Source organism: Leifsonia sp. NPDC077715, from assembly GCF_040686855.1.
GTDB lineage: Bacteria > Actinomycetota > Actinomycetes > Actinomycetales > Microbacteriaceae > Leifsonia.
This window is the reverse complement of the sequence record NZ_JBFBOG010000002.1, coordinates 183,628-206,387: the sequence shown is the minus strand read 5'-3', so window position 1 is coordinate 206,387 and position 22,760 is coordinate 183,628. Positions and strand designations below refer to the sequence as shown.

At 70.7% G+C, this 22,760-nt stretch carries 26 protein-coding genes; 17 read left to right on the top strand and 9 right to left on the bottom strand.

Annotated elements, in window-relative coordinates:
* Positions 1-64 precede the first annotated feature (64 nt).
* The 4 genes from AB0P25_RS07935 to AB0P25_RS07920 are packed head-to-tail and all read left to right on the top strand — an operon-like array spanning position 65 to position 2,490.
* The gene (locus AB0P25_RS07935; protein WP_363806494.1) at positions 65-493 is read left to right on the top strand and encodes a phage holin family protein; all 429 of its coding nucleotides are present in this window, start codon (positions 65-67) and stop codon (positions 491-493) included.
* Positions 490-768, top strand: coding sequence for a hypothetical protein (locus AB0P25_RS07930; RefSeq protein ID WP_363806493.1), 279 nt, complete (start codon positions 490-492; stop codon positions 766-768). Before AB0P25_RS07935 ends, AB0P25_RS07930 begins: the two co-directional genes overlap by 4 nt.
* Positions 758-1,813 carry a YihY/virulence factor BrkB family protein gene (locus AB0P25_RS07925; protein ID WP_363806492.1) on the top strand — a complete coding sequence of 352 codons (1,056 nt, stop codon included), beginning with the start codon at positions 758-760 and terminating at the stop codon, positions 1,811-1,813. The genes AB0P25_RS07930 and AB0P25_RS07925 overlap by 11 nt, the downstream gene beginning before the upstream one ends.
* A 20-nt stretch (positions 1,814-1,833) precedes the next feature.
* A complete protein-coding gene (locus AB0P25_RS07920) occupies positions 1,834-2,490 on the top strand; it encodes an NUDIX domain-containing protein (RefSeq protein ID WP_363806491.1) in 657 nt (218 codons plus the stop codon).
* 9 nt (positions 2,491-2,499) lie between these two features.
* Here AB0P25_RS07920 and AB0P25_RS07915 read toward each other — a convergent pair whose 3' ends face one another.
* From AB0P25_RS07915 to AB0P25_RS07905, 3 genes are all read right to left on the bottom strand, one after another.
* Entirely contained in the window at positions 2,500-3,582 is a 1,083-nt protein-coding gene (locus AB0P25_RS07915; RefSeq protein WP_363806490.1) for a hypothetical protein, read from the bottom strand.
* 292 nt (positions 3,583-3,874) lie between these two features.
* Positions 3,875-5,551, bottom strand: coding sequence for a hypothetical protein (locus AB0P25_RS07910; protein WP_363806488.1), 1,677 nt, complete (start codon positions 5,549-5,551; stop codon positions 3,875-3,877).
* A 7-nt stretch (positions 5,552-5,558) separates the two neighbouring features.
* Complete coding sequence (locus AB0P25_RS07905) at positions 5,559-6,218, bottom strand: response regulator transcription factor (protein ID WP_363806486.1); 660 nt, start codon at positions 6,216-6,218, stop codon at positions 5,559-5,561.
* A gap of 141 nt (positions 6,219-6,359) precedes the next feature.
* Between AB0P25_RS07905 and AB0P25_RS07900 the strand changes: the two genes are divergently transcribed.
* The 4 genes from AB0P25_RS07900 to AB0P25_RS07885 all read left to right on the top strand — a co-directional run bounded on the left by AB0P25_RS07900 (position 6,360) and on the right by AB0P25_RS07885 (position 8,705).
* The gene (locus AB0P25_RS07900; RefSeq protein ID WP_363806485.1) at positions 6,360-6,977 is read left to right on the top strand and encodes a hypothetical protein; all 618 of its coding nucleotides are present in this window, start codon (positions 6,360-6,362) and stop codon (positions 6,975-6,977) included.
* 76 nt (positions 6,978-7,053) lie between these two features.
* Positions 7,054-7,791: a YcnI family protein gene (locus AB0P25_RS07895; RefSeq protein WP_363806484.1), complete on the top strand. Its 738-nt coding sequence runs from the start codon at positions 7,054-7,056 to the stop codon at positions 7,789-7,791.
* Entirely contained in the window at positions 7,788-8,477 is a 690-nt protein-coding gene (locus tag AB0P25_RS07890; RefSeq protein WP_363806483.1) for a copper resistance CopC family protein, read from the top strand. The genes AB0P25_RS07895 and AB0P25_RS07890 overlap by 4 nt, the downstream gene beginning before the upstream one ends.
* An 87-nt stretch (positions 8,478-8,564) precedes the next feature.
* Positions 8,565-8,705 carry a hypothetical protein gene (locus tag AB0P25_RS07885; RefSeq protein WP_167552380.1) on the top strand — a complete coding sequence of 47 codons (141 nt, stop codon included), beginning with the start codon at positions 8,565-8,567 and terminating at the stop codon, positions 8,703-8,705.
* Here AB0P25_RS07885 and AB0P25_RS07880 read toward each other — a convergent pair.
* Complete coding sequence (locus tag AB0P25_RS07880) at positions 8,702-8,839, bottom strand: hypothetical protein (protein WP_363806481.1); 138 nt, start codon at positions 8,837-8,839, stop codon at positions 8,702-8,704. The two genes, AB0P25_RS07885 and AB0P25_RS07880, sit on opposite strands and share 4 nt — an antisense overlap.
* A gap of 79 nt (positions 8,840-8,918) precedes the next feature.
* Here AB0P25_RS07880 and AB0P25_RS07875 point away from each other — a divergent pair, with 79 nt between their 5' ends.
* Both AB0P25_RS07875 and AB0P25_RS07870 read left to right on the top strand, forming a co-directional pair.
* Positions 8,919-10,115, top strand: a complete 1,197-nt coding sequence (locus AB0P25_RS07875; protein WP_363806480.1) for a MarP family serine protease — start codon at positions 8,919-8,921, stop codon at positions 10,113-10,115.
* A 41-nt stretch (positions 10,116-10,156) separates the two neighbouring features.
* Entirely contained in the window at positions 10,157-11,176 is a 1,020-nt protein-coding gene (locus tag AB0P25_RS07870; protein WP_363806478.1) for an NADPH:quinone reductase, read from the top strand.
* Here AB0P25_RS07870 and AB0P25_RS07865 read toward each other — a convergent pair.
* On the bottom strand, positions 11,160-12,407 hold the full coding sequence (locus AB0P25_RS07865; protein ID WP_363806476.1) for an MFS transporter: 1,248 nt from the start codon (positions 12,405-12,407) through the stop codon (positions 11,160-11,162). The genes AB0P25_RS07870 and AB0P25_RS07865 overlap by 17 nt on opposite strands.
* 88 nt (positions 12,408-12,495) lie before the next feature.
* On the opposite strand from AB0P25_RS07865, the gene AB0P25_RS07860 reads away from it, so the two are divergent.
* The 5 genes from AB0P25_RS07860 to AB0P25_RS07840 all read left to right on the top strand — a co-directional run bounded on the left by AB0P25_RS07860 (position 12,496) and on the right by AB0P25_RS07840 (position 15,726).
* The gene (locus AB0P25_RS07860) at positions 12,496-13,041 is read left to right on the top strand and encodes a TetR/AcrR family transcriptional regulator (protein WP_363806475.1); all 546 of its coding nucleotides are present in this window, start codon (positions 12,496-12,498) and stop codon (positions 13,039-13,041) included.
* A gap of 31 nt (positions 13,042-13,072) precedes the next feature.
* Positions 13,073-13,813 carry an AzlC family ABC transporter permease gene (locus tag AB0P25_RS07855; RefSeq protein ID WP_363806474.1) on the top strand — a complete coding sequence of 247 codons (741 nt, stop codon included), beginning with the start codon at positions 13,073-13,075 and terminating at the stop codon, positions 13,811-13,813.
* Complete coding sequence (locus AB0P25_RS07850) at positions 13,810-14,115, top strand: AzlD domain-containing protein (protein WP_363806473.1); 306 nt, start codon at positions 13,810-13,812, stop codon at positions 14,113-14,115. The genes AB0P25_RS07855 and AB0P25_RS07850 overlap by 4 nt, the downstream gene beginning before the upstream one ends.
* Positions 14,116-14,344: 229 nt before the next feature.
* Positions 14,345-15,280: a trypsin-like peptidase domain-containing protein gene (locus AB0P25_RS07845; protein WP_363806472.1), complete on the top strand. Its 936-nt coding sequence runs from the start codon at positions 14,345-14,347 to the stop codon at positions 15,278-15,280.
* A gap of 44 nt (positions 15,281-15,324) precedes the next feature.
* Positions 15,325-15,726 (top strand): hypothetical protein, encoded by a 402-nt coding sequence (locus AB0P25_RS07840; RefSeq protein WP_363806471.1) that lies wholly within the window; start codon positions 15,325-15,327, stop codon positions 15,724-15,726.
* 114 nt (positions 15,727-15,840) lie between these two features.
* Here the strand turns inward: AB0P25_RS07840 and AB0P25_RS07835 are convergent, their stop codons facing one another.
* From AB0P25_RS07835 to AB0P25_RS07820, 4 genes are all read right to left on the bottom strand, one after another.
* A complete protein-coding gene (locus tag AB0P25_RS07835; RefSeq protein ID WP_363806470.1) occupies positions 15,841-16,935 on the bottom strand; it encodes a sugar-binding protein in 1,095 nt (364 codons plus the stop codon).
* A gap of 59 nt (positions 16,936-16,994) precedes the next feature.
* Positions 16,995-18,338: a multiple monosaccharide ABC transporter permease gene (gene mmsB, locus AB0P25_RS07830; RefSeq protein ID WP_363806467.1), complete on the bottom strand. Its 1,344-nt coding sequence runs from the start codon at positions 18,336-18,338 to the stop codon at positions 16,995-16,997.
* 2 nt (positions 18,339-18,340) lie between these two features.
* Entirely contained in the window at positions 18,341-19,888 is a 1,548-nt protein-coding gene (mmsA, locus tag AB0P25_RS07825; protein WP_363806464.1) for a multiple monosaccharide ABC transporter ATP-binding protein, read from the bottom strand.
* Positions 19,889-19,985: 97 nt separating this feature from the next.
* Positions 19,986-21,176 (bottom strand): ROK family transcriptional regulator, encoded by a 1,191-nt coding sequence (locus tag AB0P25_RS07820; protein ID WP_363806462.1) that lies wholly within the window; start codon positions 21,174-21,176, stop codon positions 19,986-19,988.
* Positions 21,177-21,273: 97 nt separating this feature from the next.
* On the opposite strand from AB0P25_RS07820, the gene AB0P25_RS07815 reads away from it, so the two are divergent.
* Positions 21,274-21,915 (top strand): LysE family translocator, encoded by a 642-nt coding sequence (locus AB0P25_RS07815; RefSeq protein ID WP_363806460.1) that lies wholly within the window; start codon positions 21,274-21,276, stop codon positions 21,913-21,915.
* Between the two features lie 20 nt (positions 21,916-21,935).
* Positions 21,936-22,751 (top strand): shikimate 5-dehydrogenase, encoded by an 816-nt coding sequence (locus AB0P25_RS07810; protein WP_363806458.1) that lies wholly within the window; start codon positions 21,936-21,938, stop codon positions 22,749-22,751.
* The last annotated feature ends 9 nt before the right edge of the window (positions 22,752-22,760 follow it).

Sequence of the window (22,760 nt, the reverse complement as noted above, 5' to 3'; positions counted from 1 at the left end):
GGTTCACTCGCGCGGGCCGCTGGGGTACGTTCGGCCTACCAGCGTCTGAGAGGAGCCCGACCCGATGGCCGACAAGCCACCGCTGCCGCGCGAGCGCCGCCGTACCACCCGCGGCCTCCGTCCGCTCCCCGAGCTGACCAAGGATCTGGTCGCCCAGCTGCGCCGCCTGATCTCCACCGAGCTCGCCCTGTTCAAGGCCGAGATGGCGGCGAAGGCGAAGGCCGCCGGGATCGGCGCCGGGTTGCTGGTCGGCGCCCTGCTGTTCCTCTTCTTCGCGTTCGGCGTGCTGATCACCGCCGCGGTGCTCGGCTTCGCGCTCATCCTGCCGGCCTGGCTGGCCGCGATCATCGTGGGCGTCATCCTGATCGTCATCGCCGTGGTGCTCGGACTGATCGGGATGCGCAGCCTCAAGAAGGGCGTGCCCCCCGTCCCCGACGACCTCGGCAGCGAGCTGAGCGCCGACGCCAAGGCCCTGAAGGGAGAGCAGCCGTGACCAACGAGACGACGCCGTCGATCAGCCGCCAGGGTCAGCGACCAGCCGGACGCCCGCCGGTGCCGAAGGGCGCGGGCATCAACACGCTCAAGCTCGACCTGGAGGTCACCCGCGACGAGCTCGCGAGCACCCTCGACGACCTCTTCGCGACGTTCAACATCCGGGTGCAGATCCGCTCGCATCCCGTCTTCTTCGCCGGCTTCTTCCTGGCGCTGACCGGAGCGGCCGCCGGCATCGCCACTCTGCTCATGCGGAGGCGCGGGCGTGCCGACTGACCGCGGAGGCGTGGGCAGCGACCGCGCACACGCGGTGCGGCGGATCGAGGACCGCAACAGCCTCCCCTGGTACCGGCTGCCGTGGGGATTCATCCTCAAGCGGACGATGCGCAGCTACTCCACGGATCAGGCCACAGACCTCGCGGCCGGGCTGACCTACTTCGCGGTGCTGTCGCTGTTCCCCGCACTGCTGGCACTCGTCAGCCTGCTGGGGATCGTCGGCCAGAGCAAGGCGGGCATCGACGCACTGTTCGGGATGATCGACGACCTGGCCCCGGGGATCGCGGACGTGCTGAAGGGGCCGATCCAGGGACTCGCGTCCTCCCCCGCGACGGGCTGGGCCCTCGTCATCGGAATCGTCGGCGCCGTCTGGTCGGCGTCGGGCTACGTCGGCGCCTTCGGCCGCGCGCTCAACCGCGTGTACGGAGTGCAGGAGGGCCGGACGTTCATCACGCTGCGGCCGGTGCAGCTCGGTGTGACCCTGTTGGCGCTGGTGCTCATGTCGCTGCTGGCGCTGATGCTCGTGGTCTCCGGACCCGTGGCGCAGTTCCTCGGCAGCCTCATCGGGCTGAGCGACGCCTTCGTGATCGCGTGGTCGATCATCCGCTGGCCGATCGTGATCGTCGTCATCGTTCTGCTGGTGGCGGTGCTGTACGCGGCGACGCCGAACATCAAGCACCCGCGCATCCGCTGGCTGACGCCCGGGTCGATCGCGGCCATCGTGGTGCTCGGGATCGCCTCGGTCGGCTTCGCCTTCTACGTCGGCAACTTCGGCAACTACGACCGCACCTACGGCACCCTCGCCGGGATCATCGTCTTCCTGCTGTGGATCTGGATCGCGAACAACGCGCTCCTCTTCGGCGCCGAGCTCGACTCCGAGGTGGAGCGGGCACGGGAACTGGTGGCCGGCATCGAGGCGGATGACGTGCTGCGACTCCCGTTGAAGTCCGACAAGGCTCTGGTCAAGGCGCGCGAGGCGCACGCGGGAGACATCCTGGCGGCGCGCGATCTGCGACGCAAGTACCGCACGGGCGTCAAGCACTGACCCCGCGCTAGCCTCGAGGTATGAGCGACGCGCGACCCGGCCACGACCTCCCGGACAGTCGCGGACGCACGGGTCTGCATGCCACCGGCCGCGAGCTGGATGGCAACCCGGATGTGCGCATCCGCGACATCGAGGTCACCTCGGACGGCTGGCACGTGCTGCGCCGCACCACCTTCGACTACCGCGGCCGCGACGGGAGCTGGACGACGCAGTCCCGCGAGACCTACGACCGCGGCAACGGCGCGACGGTGCTGCTGTACGACCCGGTCGGCCGGACCTTGCTGCTCACGCGTCAGTTCCGCTTCCCCGCCTACGTGAACGGTCACCCCGACGGGATGCTGGTCGAGTCGGCGGCAGGGCTGCTCGACGGCGACAGCCCCGAGGACGCGATCCGGCGCGAGGCCGCCGAGGAGCTCGGGGTGGGGATCGGCGAGCTGACGCACCTGTTCGACCTGTACATGAGCCCGGGCTCGGTGACCGAGCGCGTCCACTTCTACGCGGCGCCCTACGTCCCGGCTGACATCGCCGGCGGCGGCGGTGTCGCCGACGAGGGCGAGGAGATCGAGCCGGTGATCGTCCCCTACGACGAGGCGCTGGCGTGGGTGGGCGACGGCCGCATCGCCGACGGCAAGACCGTCATCCTCGTGCAGTGGGCGGCGCTGAACCTCTTCGGCTGAGGTTCCGGATCACCCGTAGCGGAGGGCGGCGCCGTCCGACTTGAGGAAGTCGATGTGCAGGTGGTTGCACGTGTCGTCGAACGGCTTGAAGTTCGAGAGGTCCATCGACGAGCGGCATCCGATCTGACCGAGGCCGGTGCCGTTCGGGACCAGGGGGTCGAGGATCTTGATGAGCTCCACCGACTTGGCGTCGCCGCCCGTCAGAGGCGAGCCGTTGAGCAGGTAGAAGTCGACCGCGTGGCCGCCGCCGTCTGCGTAGTGCGCCGACTCGGTGCCCGCGCCCTCGATCTGGCCGGTGCATCGGCGGTTGATGTCGCTGACGCCGACCTGGTTGAAGTTGTCCAGCGCGACCGAGATGGCCTGCAGCACGCGGTAGTCGACGCCGCAGCCGGGCACGGCCTGGCCCTCGGCGAGGTCGGCGATCTCGGGGATGTGGTTCGGCGTGGAGCCGACCAGGCGACCGGAGGCGACCGCACCCATGATCTGCACCGCGAGCGCCTGCACCGTCGGCGAGACCGTGGAGTTGGTCGTCGAGTCGAGCGCCTGCGGGCTCTCCTGGATGGCCAGGCCGTCGCGAGCGACGACCTGGGTGACGCCGCCACCGGTCAGGGTCTGCACGGCGAGCGCCGTGCGTGCGGCGCCGACGGTCGAGCCCTCGCCCGTCGTGGCGTACGCGGGCAGGGCGGCGGTGCCGAAGAACGCGGCGAGCGCCAGCATGACGACCGCGTGCACACCCCAGCGGCGGCGCTCCGGATGCGCGGAGCGCACGCGTGGCGCGCGGGCCGGGCGCTCGGAGCGCGCGACACGCGCGGCCTTCGGGGCCCGCTCGGCGCGCTTGGGCTTGACGACGATGCGCTCGCGGACGGCCCGCTCCTGGACGGCAGCGCCCTGAACGCGCGGGCTCTGAACGGCACGGGCCTTCTTGCGCGGCCGGCTGCGCTCCGCCTCGAGGGCGGCACGGCGGCTCACGAAGGGCTGAGCGGCCGTCAGCTGCTCGGGGGTCGTGAACGCCCTGACCGGGTCGGCGGAGAGCTCCGGCTGCTGTTCCACATCCACCACGATGGGTGCCTTGGCGGCGCGGCGAGGCCGCACGGAAGGAGTGGACTGGGGCAAGCTGCTGGGTCTTCCTGGGGAGGTCGGTCGGGGTCGACGCACCGGGACGGCGCGAAAGCGTACGATCTTTTCTACCCGATTTCGCCTGGATGTTCCATCAATGCAGACGAATAGATTCCGGTCGGGGGCCCATCCCGCGCGTTCGGGTCACGCAGGGGCCCCCATCCGGAACCACGACGGCTGGAAGTCGCCGTCCCTTGAAAATCTAGGCGTGTCGAGGCGATGGTGCACCGCGCGGTACGGCTGGTACGACGCTCCTCCCAGCGTCCGATCAGGGGATGCCGACGACGAGCTCGACACGCCCGGAGAGCTCCCGGAGCACGACCGTCCCGCGCTCTGCGAGTTGTCGCAGGCCGATACCCGGGCCGCGCGTGTCGAGGCTTCCGCCCGAGGCGATCACGACCTCCACGCCGTCCGGTCCGCTCGGCCGGAGCTCGACCTCGACGCGGGAGCCGTCGCCGTGCCGCACCGCATTGGCGAGTCCTTCCGAGACGGCGTCGACGACCGCGGACGCGCGTGACGGATCGGCCAGGCGCTCCCACACGTCGTCCCCGTACCGGGCGCGGAGCTCGATCGCTGACGACCAGCTCTCCACCAGCGCACGCACCTCGTCGGCCGCCTGCGGCTCCTCGTGGCCGCCGCGGAGGGCATCCCTGGCACGGCCGACGACCTCGGCGATGCGCAACGCCGCGGTCTCCGGTCCGGCCGCCGGCGCGGCCGTCAGGGCGAGCGCCCCGGCGATCAGCTCCGACTGGACGCCGGCGTGCAGGAGCCGGGCGAGCGACGCGCGCTCGCGGTCGTACTCGGCGCGGATGCGCGCGGCGGTGCCGACGTTCGCCTGCAGCGCCTCCTCGAGCTCCGCCTGGTCGCTCCGGACGCGCAGCGTCAGCGACGCGACCAGGGCGACGCCGAGCGCGATGACCGGATACGTCAGCGCCTCGAACCAGGCCGACGATGCGTCCAGGCCGCCGAGCATCAGGCCGAGGGCGCTGGTCAGCGCGACGAGCACACCGATCGCGATCGAGAGCAGGACGAGCGTCGCCAGACGCAGCGACGGCCGGGACGGCAGCGGCACGAGGGTCGCGGCGGCCCCGGCGGCCAGGAGGACCACGAGGCCGGTCGCGAGGGGAAGCAGACTCGACGGCCCGAACAGGGTGAGGCCGAAGGGCACGACGAGAGCGGTGTACAGCAGCGCGGTGGAGAGGGGCGGCGCTGCGCGCATCCCGCCGATCACCGACCTGGACCACTCGCCGCGACCGAGCGGTTCGGCGTCCGGCGCGCCGTCGGCCGTCTCGTCGCTGTAGACGCGGTGGCTCGCCGGCCGCACGACGTCCTCGGCGAGGGTGCGCAGGACACCGGCCGCCTCGCGGGGCTCCAGCCGCTCCTCGGCGGCGGCGGCTGCCGCCTCCTCCATCGCCGAAAGCACCTCGTCGACTGCGGTGCTCCGCAGCCGCCTCAGCCGTTCGGCGGCGCATTCGACGTCGCGCTCCGATGCCTGCTGGGCGGCTCGGAGACGCCGGAACACCCCGCGATGCTCACGCACCAGGTCGACGCCGACGGCGGTCAGGGCGAAGACGACCACGCAGACCACGAGGTTGACGAGCATCCGGCCGGCCAGATCGCCCGGCGCGACCGGGATGCCGAGGAGGCCGCCCGCCTCGAGGAACAGCAGCGGCCGCACCGCGCCGACCACGCCGAAGATCGCATACACGGCGAGCGCCCGCCCGCGTCCCCGGATCAGGCGCAGCACCGCCACCCCGAGGAGCAGCAGCCCGCCGAGGATCGCGTGCTGCAGGGCGGCGACGGCGAGCACGGCGAGCGGTCCGCCCGTCACGTACTGGAGCCCGGACATCACGGTCAGGGCGAACGGCAGCGAGAGCAGCCAGGTCCACCAGGTGATCGCGTTGGGGCCGTACGAGCGTACGACCGAACGGCGGAACGTCGTCATCCTGCGGTCAGAGCCCGGTCACCGGATCGCCGAAGGTCGCCGCGTAGAGCGTCGCCGCCGCCACCCGTGGGGTCGTCCGCTCACCGCCGGCGAGGCCGAGCGCCGCGAAGACGCGCTCGACGCTCTTCTCGACCGCTCGGACGGTCACGTTCCGTCGGCGGGCGATCTCCGCGTTGGTGAGCCCGGCCGCGAGCAGCCGTGTCGTCTCGAGCTGCGCCGCCGTGAGCGCCAGGAGCCGGGAACGCGCGTCCGTGCCCGCCTGCTCCCTGGCGACCGGCCGGTCGGCCAGCACCGCCTCTGCGGCGTCGACCAGCTCCTCCACCGACTCGACCGCGGCCTTGTTGACGAAGGAGGCGTGCATGACGGTGCTACGCGCCTGTGCGGCGGCGGCGTCCCTCGACAGGTTGCTGAGGAACATCACCGCGATGTGAGGAGCGCGCTGCTGCAGGATGGTCGCCAGTTCCACCCCGTTCGGCCGGCGCCCGAGATCGATGTCGGTGACCAGGAGGTCGGGGTCCGTCGCTCCCGCGACTTCCAGCGCCTCAGCAGCGTCGGGGGCGCCGGTGGCGTCGAAACCGCGCTGCGCGAACGCGTCGACCACGAGCGAGCGCATCAAGGCGTGGTCCTCCACCACCAGCACCCTGCGTCGCCATGTGTCCACCGCCACTCGCACAGGATAACGCGGTGCCGCCTCTGATCCGCCGGTCCGCGTCACCCCAGTAGTGGTCCGGCAGCCGGCGCGCGGACAGGACGAGAACATCCGTTCCGTAGACTGGCGACGAAGAGCCTTTCGACACGGAGGATGCGCATGGGATCGAGGTGGGCTCGCGTCTGTCGCGGCATGCTCGCTTCGGCGACCGCGATCTTCGTGGCGGCGCTCTTCCACGTCGCGGGCGGCGGCGCGGCCCCGGGGCCGGTCGCGCTCGCGCTCAGCGTGGCTTTCGCGACTCTCGCCTCCATCGCCCTCACGGCCCGGCGGCTGTCGCTCTGGCGTCTCATCGTGGCGGTCGGCCTCAGTCAGTTCCTCTTCCACGCGTTGTTCTCGCTCGGCGAGGGGAGCACGCGGTTCACCGCTCCTGGTGGGATGAATCACCTCCACCCCGGGATGCACCTCGTCATGTCGACCGGTTCGATGCCGGCCGCCCACGGCTCGGAGCTCAGCCCGTCGATGTGGCTCACGCATGTCACCGCCGTGCTGATCACCGTGGTCGCGCTGCGGTTCGGCGAGCAGGCCTTCTGGGGACTGTTCCGGACGGCGGGCGTGCGGGTCGCGCGCGCGACCGACCGCCTCGTCGCCGTGCCCGTTCCGGTGCGCTCCGTCGCCGCCCCCGCGGCGGCCGCCGAGCCGGCGCGGCTGCGCGACCTCGGCCTGCCGCTCGCGCGGTTGCGGCACCGCGGGCCGCCGGCGCTCGCCGGCGCGTTCTGACCGCTCCGGGGTTCCCGGACGCGGCCGGTCACGCGCACAGCGCTCACCGACGATCCGATCGCTCAAGGGAAAACCCATGAAGAAGTCCACGTTCGCCGCGTCCGTCGCGGCGGCCTCCACCGCTCTGCTCCTGCTCTCCGCGCCCCTCGCGGCCAGCGCGCACGTCCACGTCGATCCCGACCAGGCGGCGCCGGGCGACTACACCAACCTCACGTTCAAAGTGCCGAACGAGTCGGCCACCGCCGGCACCGTCAAGCTGGTGGTCGATCTGCCGACGACCACGCCGTTCACCTCGGTCAGCTACCTCCCGCTGGCCGGATGGACCACCACCGTCGACACCGAGAAGCTCGCCAAGCCGGTGAAGACCGACGACGGCACGATCACGGAGGCGCCCGTGCGGGTGACCTGGACCGCCGACAGCGGCGTGCAGGTCGCGCCTGGGCAGTTCCAGCAGTTCACCGTCTCGGCGGGCGCCGTGCCCGACACCGGCTCGGTGGAGCTCCCGGCGCACCAGTACTACTCCGACGGCACGGTCGTCGACTGGGATCAGCCGACCCCGGCGTCGGGCAAGGAGCCCGAGCACCCCGCGCCGACGCTGTACATCGACAGCCCTGCTCCGTCCGAGGACGGCTCGAGCGCCCTGCTGGCGACGGACGCGCCGAAGCCGCAGGCCGCCGACTCCGGAACGACGGCCACGGTCGTCTCGATCGCGCTCGGCGTCGGCGGGCTCGCGCTGGGGGCGATCGCTCTGGTCATCGCCGTCTTCGCCCTCACCCGGACCGGGCGCGGCGCCGAGCGTAAGGTGCAGGGATGAGGACCAGGCTGCTCGCCGGGGCCGCCGGCATCGCCGCGGCCGCCGCTCTCGTGCTGGTCCCCGCCTCGGTCGCCGCGGCTCACGACTACGTCGTCGGCAGCGACCCGGCCGCCGATTCCACCGTGACGACGCCGCCGCAGTCGGTGACCGTCACGTTCAACGACCGGGTGCTCGACCTTTCCGGGGACGGCTCGACGAACCTGCTCACCGTCACCGGACCGGGCACCGAGGCGCGCCACTTCGAGACCGGATGCGCGACGGTCGCCGACACGAAGGTGAGCGCCCCGGTGGCGCTGGGACCTGCGGGTTCGTACACGGTCACCTATCAGGTCGTCTCCGCGGACGGGCACACCGTGTCGTCGTCGTACGCGTTCGCCTACCAGCCGCCCGCAGGGACACAGGCCGCGCAGGGATCGGAGGCGTCGCCGTGCGGCGCGAAGCCGACGCCGAGCGCCGCCTCGACCGGGGAGGCGGCCGGTTCCGGGGGCGGACCCACGGCGCCCGCGACGGCCACCGCATCCACACCCCAGCCGACGGCGACGTCGAACGGCACCGACCTGGGGCTCGTCATCGGCATCGCGATCGGGATCGTGCTGCTGGCGGTCATCGGCGTGGTGATCGTGCTGCTCACCGCGCGGCGGAAGCCGCCCGCTGGGCCTGCGGAGGAGTCCGACTCCACACCCTGAGCGGTGAACGCTACACCTCCGGCGCCGGGCTGCGAAGCCGTCCCGTTGGGACTATCCGCGCCCGGCCCGCGGGCGTAACGTTCGCGCATGGCCAGACAGAGCGACCAGCAGACCGCCGACTTCCCGGACGTCGTCCCCGAGGAGCAGATGGATCCGGACATCGTGCCGGCGCCGCAGCCTGCACCCGACTCCGTCGACGACGGAGACGAGGAAGACGGCCGGCTCTAAGCGGGCTCCTCGCCCTCCTCGCGGATCTGACCCTCCTCGGGGTCGTGCGCGGTGAGGTCGGCGCTGGTGTACTGGCGCTCGCCCGGGTCGAGGTCTTCCCGTTCGTCGTCGCCGTTGGCGCGGGGATCGGACATGATGCCCTCCTAGGTCTCTAGGCGTCGGACGGTACTCCCTTAGTGAGAGTTGAGCAGTCGTCCAGTCTCGTGAGGCAGTGTGGCCCTCGTGGAGATCGTGGTGGACGTGGTGCTCGTGGTGCTCGCCGTCCTGGCGATCGCCGCCGGGTGGACCAAGGGCGCCATCCGCTCGGCGGGCACGCTCATCGGTCTCGGCGTGGGGCTGTGGCTGGGTTTGATGCTCGCCCCTGTCGTCGTCGGCTGGTTCGCCGACGCCGGCTTCGGCGGCGTGACCCAGCGGTCCGTTGTCGCCGGCGTCGTGATCCTCGTCTGCGCCGGCGTCGTGTACGCCCTCACCGGCGCGCTCGCCTCCATCGTCGGCAAGGTGCTGCGCCACGGCCCGGTGCGCTGGCTCGACTCGCTCGTCGGGGCCGTCCTCGGGTTGGCCACCTGGGCGGTCGTCGTGTGGCTGCTCGCCGGATTCGCCATGGCGACCAGCCTGGCCACCGTGGTACAGGCAGCCAGCTCGTCGCGGGTGGTGGCGACCCTGAACAGCGTCGCGCCGCTCCCCTCCTCCACCGTGCTCGGCGCCATGGACGACGCCCTCGCCGGCGCGGGACTGCCGAAGGTCTTCGAGGGCGGCGAGACGATCCGCGCCGTCCCGGAGCCGGACCCGTCGATCCCCGCCGCCGTTTCACGCTCCGAGCAGTCCGTGGTCACGGTGCTCGCGTCGAAGCCCGCGTGCGGCCTGGACTCGGAGGGCAGTGGATGGGTCGTCCAGCGCGGCCGCGTCGTGACCAACGCGCATGTGGTCGCGGGAGCCTCCTCCGTCGTCGTCCGGGAGTCCGGCAGCACGTCGGTCGAGCGCGCGACGCTGATCGCCTTCGACCCGTCACGCGACCTGGCCGTTCTCGACGTGACCGACCTGAACGCCGCCCCGCTCGACATCGGCCCGGACCTCACGGCCGGAGCCGCGGCCTACGCCGCCGGCTACCCCGGCGACGGCCCGTTCACGATCTCGCCGCAGCGCGTCCGCGACCGAGTGACCGCCCGCGGCACCGACATCTACCAGAGCGGCAGCGTCGACCGCGACATCTACTCCCTGCGCGGCAGCGTCCGTCCCGGCAACTCGGGTGGTCCGCTGCTCGACGCGAACGGACAGGTCGCCGGCGTCGTCTTCGCCCGCAGCGCCACCGATCCCGACACGGGCTACGCGCTCACGCTCGCCGAGCTGCGGCCGGTCCTGTCGTCCGTCGGGTCCACCCCGATCAGCTCGGGGGCGTGCACCGCGGGCTGATCGCCCTCGAAACCCGCCGCCGGACATGGTTGGCTGGAGCCATGAAGGCTGTGACCTACTCCACCACCGGCGGCTCCGACGTCCTCACCCTCGGCGAGCGCGAGGAGCCCCGTCCGGGTCCCGGCGAGGTGCGTGTGCGCATCCACGTCTCCGGGGTCAACCCGACCGACTGGAAGGCGCGGAAGGGCGGCGGCCCGAAGGAGCTGCCGCGGCCGCAGGTGCCGAACCAGGACGGCGCGGGCGTCGTCGACGAGGTCGGCGCGGGCGTCACCGCGTTCGCGCCCGGTGACCGGGTGTGGGTGTGGGATGCCGCCTACCAGCGTCCGGACGGCACCGCCCAGGAGCTCGTGGTGCTGCCCGAGCGGCAGGTGGTGGCGCTGCCCGACGACGTGACCTTCGACGAGGGAGCCTCGTTCGGCATCCCGGCGCTCACCGCGCACCGGGCGCTCACCTCCTACGAGCACGCGCCGACGGAGCTCGCGCCGGGATCGCTCGACGGCCGGACCGTGCTCGTCGCGGGAGGCGCGGGGGCGGTCGGCCACGCGGCCATCCAGCTCGCGGTGTGGGCCGGCGCGACGGTGATCGCGACCGTCAGCAGCCACGACAAGGCGGAGCTCGCCCGTGCGGCCGGTGCGCACCACGTCGTGAACTACACGGAACCCGACACCGCGCAGGCCATCGGCGCGCTCGCGCCGCGCGGCGTCGACATCGTGGTCGAGGTGAACGTGTCCGCGAACGCTGAGCTCGACGTGAAGGTGACGGGCGCGAACGCCACCATCGCGAGCTACGCCGACGCCCCCGGCGCCGACGCGGTGACGATCCCCGTGCGGCCGAGCATGTCGAAGAACCTGCGCTGGCAGTTCGTGCTCACCTACACCGTGGCTCCGGCGACCAAGGACGCCGCCGTGCGTGCGGTGTCCGCAGCGGCAGCGGACGGCGCACTCCGGGTCGGAGCCGAGCACGGTCTCCCGATCACGCGCTTCCCGCTCGCCGAGACCGCGGCCGCCCACGACGCCGTCGAGAACGGCGCCGTGGGCAAGGTGCTCATCGACGTGGCGTGACCGCCTGCACCACCAGCGCGACCACCGAGGCGATCGCGATCGCGGCGGAGTAGCCCAGCGCGGTCGGCAGGAGTCCAATCGCTCCGATCAGCTCACCGGCGACCAGCGCCGGAACGCCGTAGGCGAGGTAGCTGACCAGGAACACGCCCGCGAACAGCTCGGCGCGCTGGTCGTTCGGAGCGAGCGGGGCGAGGATGCGGAGCATCGCCGAGAAGCCGGCGCCGAACCCGCCGCCGGCGATGGTCGCGCCGGCGAACAGCAGCGGGAGCACCGCGGCCGCGATCCCGACCGCGGCCACCGCGACTCCGACGAGGATCGCCGCCATCGCCCAGACCACCGTGGTCCGCGCCACGGCGCGCGTCAGCACCAGTCCGGCGATCGCGCCGACGGCGGGCGGGACGGCCACGATGGCTCCGTTGAGCAGGCCGCTGTCGAGGTGGAAGACGCCGTGCAGGATGGACGGCGACAGCCCGATGAACAGGCCCGCGAGCATCCAGGTCGCGAGGAACAGCGGGATCGCGCCGACGAACTCGCGCCGGGCGGCCCGAGGGATGAGGAGACGCGGGATGAGCGACCGCGCGGCGCCCGGACGTCGCGTCACCGTCTCGGGCGACGCGGCGATGACCAGGATGCCTGCGGCGAACAGCACCGCCAGGGTGACGAACACGAGGGTCGTCGGCTGCGGCACGAACTGCACCGCCACACCGGTCAAGAATGCGCCGATCGCGATGCCGCCGACCGGCGCGGTGCTGCCGATGGTCGCGCCGAGCTTCTTCTGCCGCTCGGGGGCCAGCTCCACCAGGGCCGCGGTGAAGGTGCTCATCGCCGCACCGGTCGCGACGCCCTGAACAGAGCGGGCGCCGATGATCCAGCCGATGTCCGGCGCGAAGAGGAAGACCAGCATCGCCACGACCTGCAGCGCGAGCGCCGCGATGAGGACGGGTCGCCGGCCGATGTGGTCGGAGAGCGAGCCCGCGACGAGGAGGGTGATCAGCAGCGTGACCGCGTAGATCGCGAAGGCGACCGTGAGCAGCCACGGCTGGAAGCCCCACTCCTGCTGGTACAGCACGAAGAGGGGGCTGGGCGCGCCGACGGCGAGGGCCACCGCGACGAAGGTCAGCGCGGTGCCGGCGAAGGCGGCCGCGGGGCGAAGGCGGAAGCCGCGCGAGCGCCGGGCGTCGGCGGGGCGGACGGCGAGCATCCCACCGGTGCGGGTCTCGGCTGTAGTCATGTCGACTCCTTAAAGCAATTTCTATTGCTTTTGCGACTATAGAGGCGTGCTCAGGAAAAAGCAACAATATTTGCGTTAAGCTATTCCCATGGAAACGACGACCACACCGGCCAAGCGCACAGGAGGCCGCAGCGCTGCGGTCATCCACAACGTGCGCACGGCCGTCGAAGAGCTCGTCGAGGAGAAGGGCCAGGACAAGGTCACCGTCCCGATGATCGCCGAGCGCGCCGGGGTCAACCCGACCAGCATCTACCGTCGCTGGGGCGACCTCCCGACCCTGATCAACGACATCGCGACCTACCGGCTGGACCCGGAGCGCCCGCTGCCGGCGAACGGCGACCTGCGCGCCGACCTGACGGCGTGGACGCGCGAGATCGTCGAGCACTACCGCAAGCCGGTCAACGCGGCGCTGCTGCGCGGGGGCGCATCCGCGGCGGGCGAGCAGCAGTCCTACTGCCTGCGCAACCGCCGTGTCGAGGCCAACCTGCTGCTCGACCGCTACCCCGAGTCGGGAGTCACGGCCGACGACATCCTCGACGTGGTCATCGCGCCGGTCATCTACCGCGTCATCTTCCTCCCCTGGACGCTGGACGATTCCACGGCCGAACATCTGGTCGCCCGGCTGTTCCGCTGACCCGCGCGTGAGCAGGTAGTGTCGGGAGGCGATGCCTGAGGAACGGACCAGCGAGGAACGCGCCGCGGCCCGCTCCGGCTGGGCCGTCGGCATCGCGACCGCTCTCTACGGGATCTCCTTCGGCGCCCTCGCCACGGCCTCTGGCCTCGACGTCTGGCAGGCGTGCGTCCTGAGCCTCGTGATGTTCAGCGGCGGGTCGCAGTTCGCCCTGATCGGCGTGCTCGCCTCGGGCGGCGCTGCGGCCGGCGGGACGGCGATCGCGAGTGCCGCACTGCTCGGCGTGCGCAACTCCTTCTACGCGCTCCGCCTGTCCCGCATCATCGGCCCGGGCTTCTGGCGGCGGGCCGGCGCGACGCAGCTCACCATCGACGAGTCGACCGCGGTCGCGACCGCGCAGACCGAGCCGCGCGCCCAGCGCATCGGCTTCTGGGTGACCGGCCTGGTGGTCTATATCGGCTGGAACATCATGACGCTGGCCGGCGCGCTGCTCGGCAACCTGATCGGCGACGTCAAGGCCTACGGACTGGATGCCGCGGCCGCGGCCGCGTTCCTCGGCCTCCTGTGGCCGCGGCTGAAAGCGCGGCAGACGCAGGCGGTCGCCGTCGCGGGCGGTTTCGTCGCGACGCTGCTCACGCCGTTCCTCATGCCCGGCCTCCCGGTGCTCGCGGCCGCGGTCGTCGCGATCGTTCTCGGCGTCCTCAACGTCTTCGGCCGCCGCGACGATCCGCCGCATCCCGAGGCGATCCCCATGGAGCGGGAGGTGGAGCCGTGACCACGTGGCACGTCATCCTGCTCGCATCCATCGCGGTGCTGGGGCTGAAGGCGGTCGGCTGGCTGGTCCCTCCCAAGGCGCTCGACCATCCCACCGTCGCGCGCGTCAGCGACCTGCTGACCGCGGCGCTCCTTGCGGCCCTGATCTGCGTGCAGACGCTGGGCGCCGGACAATCCCTGGAGCTCGACGCGCGGCTGCCGGCCGTGGCGATCGCTGCCGGACTGTACGCGCTGCGGGTGCCGTTCATCGTCGTGGTGCCCGCGGCTGCGGTGGTCGCGGCGCTGATCCGCCTGTTCACCTGATCGCTGCGTCCGCAGCGAACCAGGGAGGAACCGCTCCGCCTCGCGAAACCAGGATCCTCCGTTCTGCCATGCCACGCGGCGTGTCGACCGGAACCTCCTCCCTTCCGCGCGGACTGCCACCGAGGCCGTCCCTCGCGACCCGCGCCGAGCGAGCATGAGACCGCGGCCGACCTTGCGCCGTGGGCGAACCGGCAGCCTCCCCGGCGTCGCGGAGAGCGACACTGATGCCATGAACGAGGACGAGGTGGACGACCGGGCGGCGCTCGACGCGTACTCGGCCGCCGTCGTGAGGGTCGCGGAGACGGTGCTCCCGTCGGTCGCGGCCGTGTCGGTCCGCACGCGCTCCGGCGCCGGGGCGGGCAGCGCATCGGTCATCAGCTCCGACGGGCACCTGCTCACCAGCGCGCACGTCGTGGCGGGCGCGACCGGCACCGAGCTGTCCTTCGCCGACGGCACCACGGTCGACGCCGAGGTCGTCGGCACCGACCCGCTGTCCGACCTCGCGGTGCTCCGCGCCCGCGGCGCCACTCCCCCGCCGCTACGTCTCGGCGACGCGGCGCGGCTCCGCGTCGGCCAGCTCGTGGTCGCCCTCGGGAACCCGCTGGGCCTCGCAGGAAGCGTGACCGCGGGTATCGTCTCCGCGCTGGGCCGCTCGCTGCCGACGGCGTCCGGCCGGGTCATCGACGAGGTCATCCAGACGGACGCCGCCCTCAACCCGGGCAACAGCGGCGGCGTCCTCGCCGACAGCGCGGGCAGGATGGTCGGCGTCAACACCGCCGTCGCGGGCATCGGCCTGGGGCTCGCCGTGCCCATCAACCCGAGCACGCTCGAGATCGTGGAGGCGCTGAAGACCGCGGGCCGCGTCCGCCGCGCCTGGCTGGGTGTCGCGGGCACGAAGGTCCGGCTCACACCGGAGGCGGCCGAGAAGGTCGGCGCGCCGATGGGCATCCGCATCGCCACGGTGGTGGCCGGCAGCCCGGCGGCCGAGGCCGGAGCGCGTCCCGGCGACATCGTGGTGTCCCTCGACGGCATCCCGGTGGTCGACCCGACGGGCCTGCAGCGCCTCATGGTCGAGCGCGCGATCGGCCGGCGGATGGAGCTCACCCTCTGGCGCAACGGCGCCCTGGTGGATGTGGTGGTACTGCCGCAGGAGCTCGTCGCCTGATCCTCCGGCCGCTGCGTGTCGGCGGCGCCCCGTAACGTGACGCCGTGAGCGCATCCTGGCACCCGGTGGCGAATGCGCAGCCCACCGAGTGGCTGCTCCGCCAGGGAGCGCTCGGCACGCCCTACGGCGTGATCCGGCGGTTCGCGTTCGGCGACCAGAACCGACCCGACATCTGGTTCCGGGTGGTCACCTGGGCCCCGTCCTCTGAGGGCCGCGAACTCATCGGATGGTGCCGGACGCTGGAGGCGGCGGCCGCCGTCGCGTGGGACCACCGCTGCGCCGCGGAGTCCTGGCGCCACCACCTCGCCGCCCGGCGTACCGACGCGGGGGCGATGGCGGCCCAGCGCCCGGCGGCCGCCGAACTGGTGCGCTACTACCGGGCTGCGCTTCGCCGCACTCCTGAATCCGTGCTGGCCCGGATGCCGCAGCCGGCCCGGCGCCCCTAACCTGTCAGTGTCTCGGCCAGGGGGACCGATCCAGTCGGGGGACGGATCGGGAAAGGGCCCGGAGCGATCTCGCTCCGGGCCCTTTCATTGTTCACACGAGGGTGCGAACGGGAGTTACTTGGTCAGCGGCTCCAGGGTCGGGTCGTTGGCGTACGCCTCGGCCGCGTTCTCCTTGGTGACGATGACCGGCTTCAGCAGGTAGGCCGGGACGACCTTCTTGCCGTTGTCGTACGACTTGTCGTCGTTGACCTCGGGCTTCTTGCCCTTCTGCAGGTCCTCGACCATGGTGATCGCCTGCTTGACCAGGTTGCGGGTGTCCTTGTTGATGGTCGAGTACTGCTCGCCCGCCATGATGGACTTGACCGACTCGGCCTCCGAGTCCTGACCGGTGACGATCGGGACCGGCTTGCCGGCGCCCTTCACCGAGGTGATGATGGCGCGGGCCAGGGTGTCGTTCGGCGACAGGACGCCGTCGAGCTCGGTCGAGCCGTAGTTGGCGGCGAGCAGGGTGTCCATGCGGGTCTGCGCGTTCGCCGGCAGCCAGCCCTGGGTGGAGGTCTGCTTGATGTCGGTCTGCTTGGAGACGACCGTCAGCGTGCCGTCGTCGATCTTCGGCTGCAGGATCTTCATGGCGCCGTCGAAGAACACCTTCGAGTTGGCGTCGTCGGGCGAGCCCGAGAACAGCTCGATGTTGTACTTGGTCTTGCCCGGGTACTTGGCCTTCATGCCGTCGAGCAGGGCCTGACCCTGCAGCTCGCCGACCTTCTCGTTGTCGTACGCGACGTAGTAGTCGACGTCGTTCGTGTTGAGGATGAGGCGGTCGTACGCGATGACGGTCGCGCCGGCGTCGTGCGCGGCCTTGGCCTGCGCGGCGAGCTGGCCACCGTCGACGGCGCCGATGATGACGACCTTGGCGCCGTTGGTGATCATCGACTGGATCTGCGACTGCTGGTCGGAGACGCCCGAGCCACCGGCGTACTGCACGTCGCCCTTGAAGCCGGCCGACTTGAGGCCGTCCTCGAAGAGGCCACCGGCGAGAACCCAGTTCTCCGACGTCTTGGTCGGGAGGGCGACGCCGATGGTGGCTCCCTTGTCGAAGCCCGAGGCGGTGGAGTCACCGCTCGAACCACGGCCGCTGCCGGAGCAGCCGGTCAGGGCGAGCGCGGCGGCAGCAGCGACGGCCACTGTCGCGAGTGCGATTTTGCGCATTGCAATCTACTTTCTCTGTGTGTGGGGGTGTTGCAGGGTGGAGGTGAAGCGAAAGGGGCCTACGAGGTGAGGGATCTCGAGGAGTCCTCGGCCTGGTCGCCGGTCGGAACGACAGCGGGCTTTTCTTCGGCCGCGGCGTCGATGCGCTGCGTCTTGTCGCGGTTGAACATCCTGCCGATGAGCGAGGGACCGCCGCGGCGCTTGGAGTAGACGTCGATGCCGACCGCGATGAGCAGGACCAGGCCCTTGATGATCTGGACCTTGTCGGAGGTGACGCCGAGCAGCTGGAGGCCGTTATTCAGGACGGCGATGACCAGACCACCGATGATGGAGCCGGCGACGGTACCGATACCGCCAGAGACCGCGGCACCACCGATGAACACGGCGGCGATCGCGTCGAGCTCCCAGCCGAGACCGTCCTGCGGGCCGGAGGAGACCGAGCGGGCGACGGCGATCATGCCGGCCAGCGCGGCGAGCACCGACATGTTCATCATGACGAAGAAGTTGATCCGGCGGATCTTGACGCCGGACAGCTCCGCGGCGTGCGAGTTGCCGCCGACCGCGTAGATGTGACGACCGAAGATCGTGTTCCGCGTGATGAACGAGTACAGGATGATCAGCACGCCGAGGATGACACCGGCGACGGGGAACGAGGTGCCGACGCGGCCGCTGCCGAAGAGCACGGCGGCGTAGACGACGACGGCGTCGAGGATGACCACCTTGAAGACGCTGACCCAGAGCGGCGCCTTCTCGGAGCCCATCTTGGTCTGCTTGCGGCGCGTGCGGACCTCCATCAGCGCGATGACGACCGCGATGATCAGGCCGAGCAGCAGGGTGGAGTTGTTGAAGCCCGTGTTCGGGCCCCACTCGGGGAGGAAGCCGCCGCCGATGTACGTGTAGCCGTCCGGCACCGGGATGGTGTTCGCGTTTCCGATCAGCTGGTTGAGGCCGCGGAAGATGAGCATGCCGGCCAGGGTCACGATGAACGCGGGGACGCCGACATAAGCGACCCACCAGCCCTGCCACGCGCCGATGATGACACCGACGACCAGGCCGAGCACGATGGCGAGCGGCCACGGGACATTCCAGTCGTTCATCGCCTTGGCGACGATGATTCCGACGAGCGCCGCGACCGAGCCGACCGACAGGTCGATGTGGCCCGCGATGATCACCATGACCATGCCGATCGCCAGGATCAGGACGTAGACGTTCTGGTTGACGAGGTTGATCAGGTTGACCGGCTCGAGGGTCTTGCCGCCGGTCAGGATCTCGAACAGCAGGATGATGACGACGAGCGCGCCCAGGATGCCGAACTGGCGTCCGGTGGACTGGCCGCCGCCGAACATCATGCCGAGGTCGCGGATTCCTCCGGACTTCTTCTTCTCTGCGATCTGCGTGGTCATGGTTATCGGGTCACCCTCTTCTTGGCGGATGTCATGCTTTTCAGGAGCGTCTCGGGGGTCGCTTCCGCGATCGGGAAGTCGGCGGTGATCTGACCCTCGAAGATCGTGTAGATGCGGTCGGAGATGCCGAGCAGTTCGGGCAGCTCGGAGGAGATGACGATGACGCCCTTCCCCTGTGCGGCCAGCTGCTGGATGATCCCGTAGATCTCGAACTTGGCGCCGACGTCGATGCCGCGCGTGGGCTCGTCCAGGATCAGGATGTCCGGGTCGGTGAACATCCACTTGGCCAGGACGACCTTCTGCTGGTTCCCGCCGGACAGGGTGCTCACGCCGCGGTTGACATCGGGCGTGCGGATGCGAAGACGCTTGCGGTACTCGTCGGCGACCGCGTACTCCTGCAGGTCGTCGACCACGCCGCGCTTGGCGATCTTCTTGAGCTTGGCGGCGACGACCGACTGCTTGATGTCGTCGAGCAGGTTGAGGCCGAGCACCTTGCGGTCCTCGCTCACGTAGGCCATGCCGTTGTCGATGGCCTCGGAGACGTTGCGCACCTCGATCTTGTGGCCGTCCTTGTAGATCTCGCCCGAGATCCAGTTGCCGTAGGAGTGGCCGAAGACGCTCATCGCGAGCTCGGTGCGGCCGGCGCCCATGAGGCCCGCGAAGCCGACGATCTCGCCGCGGCGCACGTAGAAGCTGGAGTTCTTGACGACCAGGCGCTCGGGGATCTGCGGGTGCTGGACGACCCAGTCGCGCACCTCGAAGAAGGTCTCGCCGATGTTCGGCGTGCGCTCCGGGTAGCGGCTCTCGAGCGTGCGGCCGACCATCCCGCGGATGATGCGGTCCTCGTCGACGCCGTCCGCCTTGACGTCGAGCGTCTCGATGGAGTGGCCGTCGCGGATGATCGTGATCTGGTCGGCGATCTGCTCGATCTCGTTGAGCTTGTGGCTGATGATGATGGAGCTGACGCCGCGGCCCTTGAGCCCGACGATGAGGTCGAGGAGGTGCTGCGACTCGGCCTCGTTCAGCGCGGCGGTCGGCTCGTCGAGGATGAGCAGCTTGACGTTCTTGTTGAGCGCCTTCGCGATCTCGACCAGCTGCTGCTTGCCGACGCCGATGTTCTTGATCTGCGTGTCGGGGTCGTCGCTCAGGCCGACGCGGGCCAGGAGCTCGACGGCGCGGGTCTTCGCCTCCTGCCAGTCGATCACGCCACCGCGGCCCGGCTCGTTGCCGAGGAAGATGTTCTCGGTGATCGAGAGCTCGGGGATCAGCGCGAGCTCCTGGTGGATGATCACGATGCCCTGGTGCTCGCTGGACTTGATGTCCTTGAAGCGCACCACCTCGCCCTGGTAGACGATGTCGCCGGAGTACGTGCCGTACGGGTAGACGCCGGAGAGGACCTTCATGAGGGTGGACTTCCCCGCGCCGTTCTCGCCGCAGATCGCGTGGATCTCGTCGGCGTGCACGGTGAGGGAGACATCCTCCAGGGCTTTCACACCAGGGAACTCCTTGGTGATCTCGCGCATCTCGAGGATGACTGCGTTCGACGGCATCGTCGCTCCTGTTCGAGCTCGGTAATGGATGTGCCTAAGTAGTAAACGCTATGTTCTCACTTGTCGTCAAATAGTGAAGACAACGATGCGATAACAGTCAGTCGTTACCGGCGAGCGCGCCTTGGATCACGATGGCCGCGGCGCCCAGCGACTCGGCCCGGTCGCCCAGCGACGACACGCGCACGGACGTGGTTCCGGCGATGATCGGCAGCGCGTTGTGCTGGATCCCGCGCCGGATCGGGTCGAGCAGCGCATCCCCGAGACCCACCAGCGGACCGCCGATCAGCACGAGCTCGGGGTTGATGACGTTGGCGATGTTGCCGATGGCCTGGCCGATGGCGGTGCCCGCATCGCTCACCACGCGCAGAACCGCCGGGTCCTGAGCCAGGCCGCGGCGCAGGATGTCGGAGGTCGTCAGGCCGCCGCCCGTGCCGTGACCGAGCGATTCCAGCATGACGCTGGTGGAGGCGACCGTCTCGAGGCAGCCCCGGTTGCCGCAGCGGCAGATCACGCCGTGCTCCGCGACCGGCGTGTGCCCCAGCTCGCCCGTGATGCCGAGGAACCCGTAATACGGCTGGCCGTTCAGGATGAGGCCGGCGCCGATCCCGGTGCCGATCTTGACGAAGATGAGATTGCGTTCCCCTCGGTTCGCGCCCCAGGTGACCTCGGCGAGCGCGCCCAGGTTGGCGTCGTTGTCCACGACGACCGGGAAGCCGAACACATCCTCCAGCTCGCGCCGCGTGATCCCCACCCACTCGGGAAGGATCGCACCCTGCAGCACGGTGCCGGTCCGCCGGTCGATCGGCCCGGGGATGCCGACGCCCACGGCGAGGACGGACTCCCGGTCGTGGCCGCCGTCGGCCAGCATCCGGTCGAGCAGCCGCGCCGCCTCCCCGACGGCGCCGACCACGTCGTAGCCGGGCTCGAGCGCGACCTGCTCCTCCGCGATCACGTCGTAGCCGAGCGTGGAGAGGACGATGCGCACGTGCCGCCGCCCGAAGTCCACGCCGACCGCGATGTCGCCGGTGTCGGTCAACTGCACCAGCAAGGCTCGGCGGCCGCTCGACGTCACCGGACTGGTCGCGACGACGCCCTTCGCCGCCATGTCGCGGACGATGTTGGACACGGTGGCGGTGGACAGGCCGGTCCCGCGCGCCAGCTCTGCCTGGGTCGACGGTCCGTGTGCCAGAAGGAACTCGACGAGTCGCTCCTGATTCAGATGCCGCAGGGCGCCTTGCGACCCGGGGTTGCGTGCGCCACGGGGGATCAGCCCCTGAGTGGCGGTCATGACGATAAGCGTGAACGATCGACGTGTTGGAGTCAAGCTGTGAACGCAATCGTCCACCCCGCGATCAGGTCACACGCCGATCCCTATGATCTTCCTCATGACCATCCTCTCGCTGCTGGCCTTCGGCGGGCTCTGCCTGGTGCTCGCGTTGACGCCCGGGCCCGACACCTTCCTCGTGCTGCGATACAGCATGGGCCGGGCGCGAGACGGCATCGCCGCGGCGGCGGGGACGGCCATCGGGTCGCTGGTGTGGGCGGCGGTGGTCGGGTTCGGGCTGGCCGCGCTGCTGGAGCAGTCGGCCGAGGTCTTCCGCATCGTCAAGATCGCGGGCGGTCTCTACCTCTTGTACCTGGGCGTCTCGGCGTTCATCGCCAGCCGCCGGCAGGCGCGCCGCGCCGAGGGAGAGGTCGCCGCCGAGCTGCCCGCCCCGCGGCGCCGGTCGTCATCGAGCCTGCTCGCCGGGATGCTGTCCACCATGCTCAACCCGAAGGTCGGCCTGTTCTTCATCGCGGTGGTGCCTCAGTTCGTCTCGGCGCACGCGAGCTTCGGCGAGACCCTGCTCCTCGGGGCGATCGACGGGCTCATCGGCATGCTGTACCTCATCGCGGTCGCGCTGCTCGCCTCCCGCATGATCGCCTGGCTGCGCCGCCCGCGCGTGACCCGCGCCCTGGAGCGGACCTCCGCCGGAATCCTCGCGGCGCTCGGCATCGGGACGATCGTCGCCGGAGCGGAGGGCTAGCTCCCTGCGATGATGGGAGCATGCCTATCCTGAACAAGGACATGCAGGTCTGCATCTCGCTGGCCGGCCGTCCCAGCAACATCGGTACGCGGTTCCACAACTTCCTGTACGACGAGCTCGGCCTGAACTTCGTCTACAAAGCGTTCACCACCGACGACCTGGACGGCGCCGTGCGCGGCATCCGGGCGCTCGGCATCCGCGGGTGCTCGGTCTCGATGCCGTTCAAGGAGGCGATCATCCCGCTGGTCGACAACCTGGAGGCGTCGGCGGTCGCGATCGAGTCGGTCAACACCGTCGTCAACGAGGACGGGTTCCTCACCGCATCCAACACCGACTACGAAGCGGTGGCTCAGCTGCTCGCCGAGCACGAGGTCGACCCCGGACAGAGCGTGCTCGTGCGCGGGTCGGGCGGGATGGCCAAGGCCGTCGTCGCGGCATTCCGCGGCGCGGGCTTCGACGACCTCACCGTGCTGGCCCGCAACGCGGACGCGGGCCCCGCCCTCGCCGAGCGCTACGACTACCGCTGGGTGCAGGACGACCCGGAGCCCGACTTCGACGTCATCGTCAACGTCACCCCGCTCGGGATGCGCGGCGATCACGAGTCCGAGCTCGCCTTCGCGCAGCCGTTCATCGACCGGGCCGCGACCGTGTTCGACGTCGTCGCCTTCCCCTCCGAGACACCGCTGATCACGGCCGCCCGAGCGGCGGGCACCCCGGTCATCACCGGTGCCGAGGTGATCGCGCTGCAGGCGGCGCGGCAGTTCGAGCGCTACACCGGCGTCGCTCTGACGCCCGAGCAGGTCGCCCGCGCCTCGGAGTTCTCGCGCGCCGAGTGATCCGCGGCC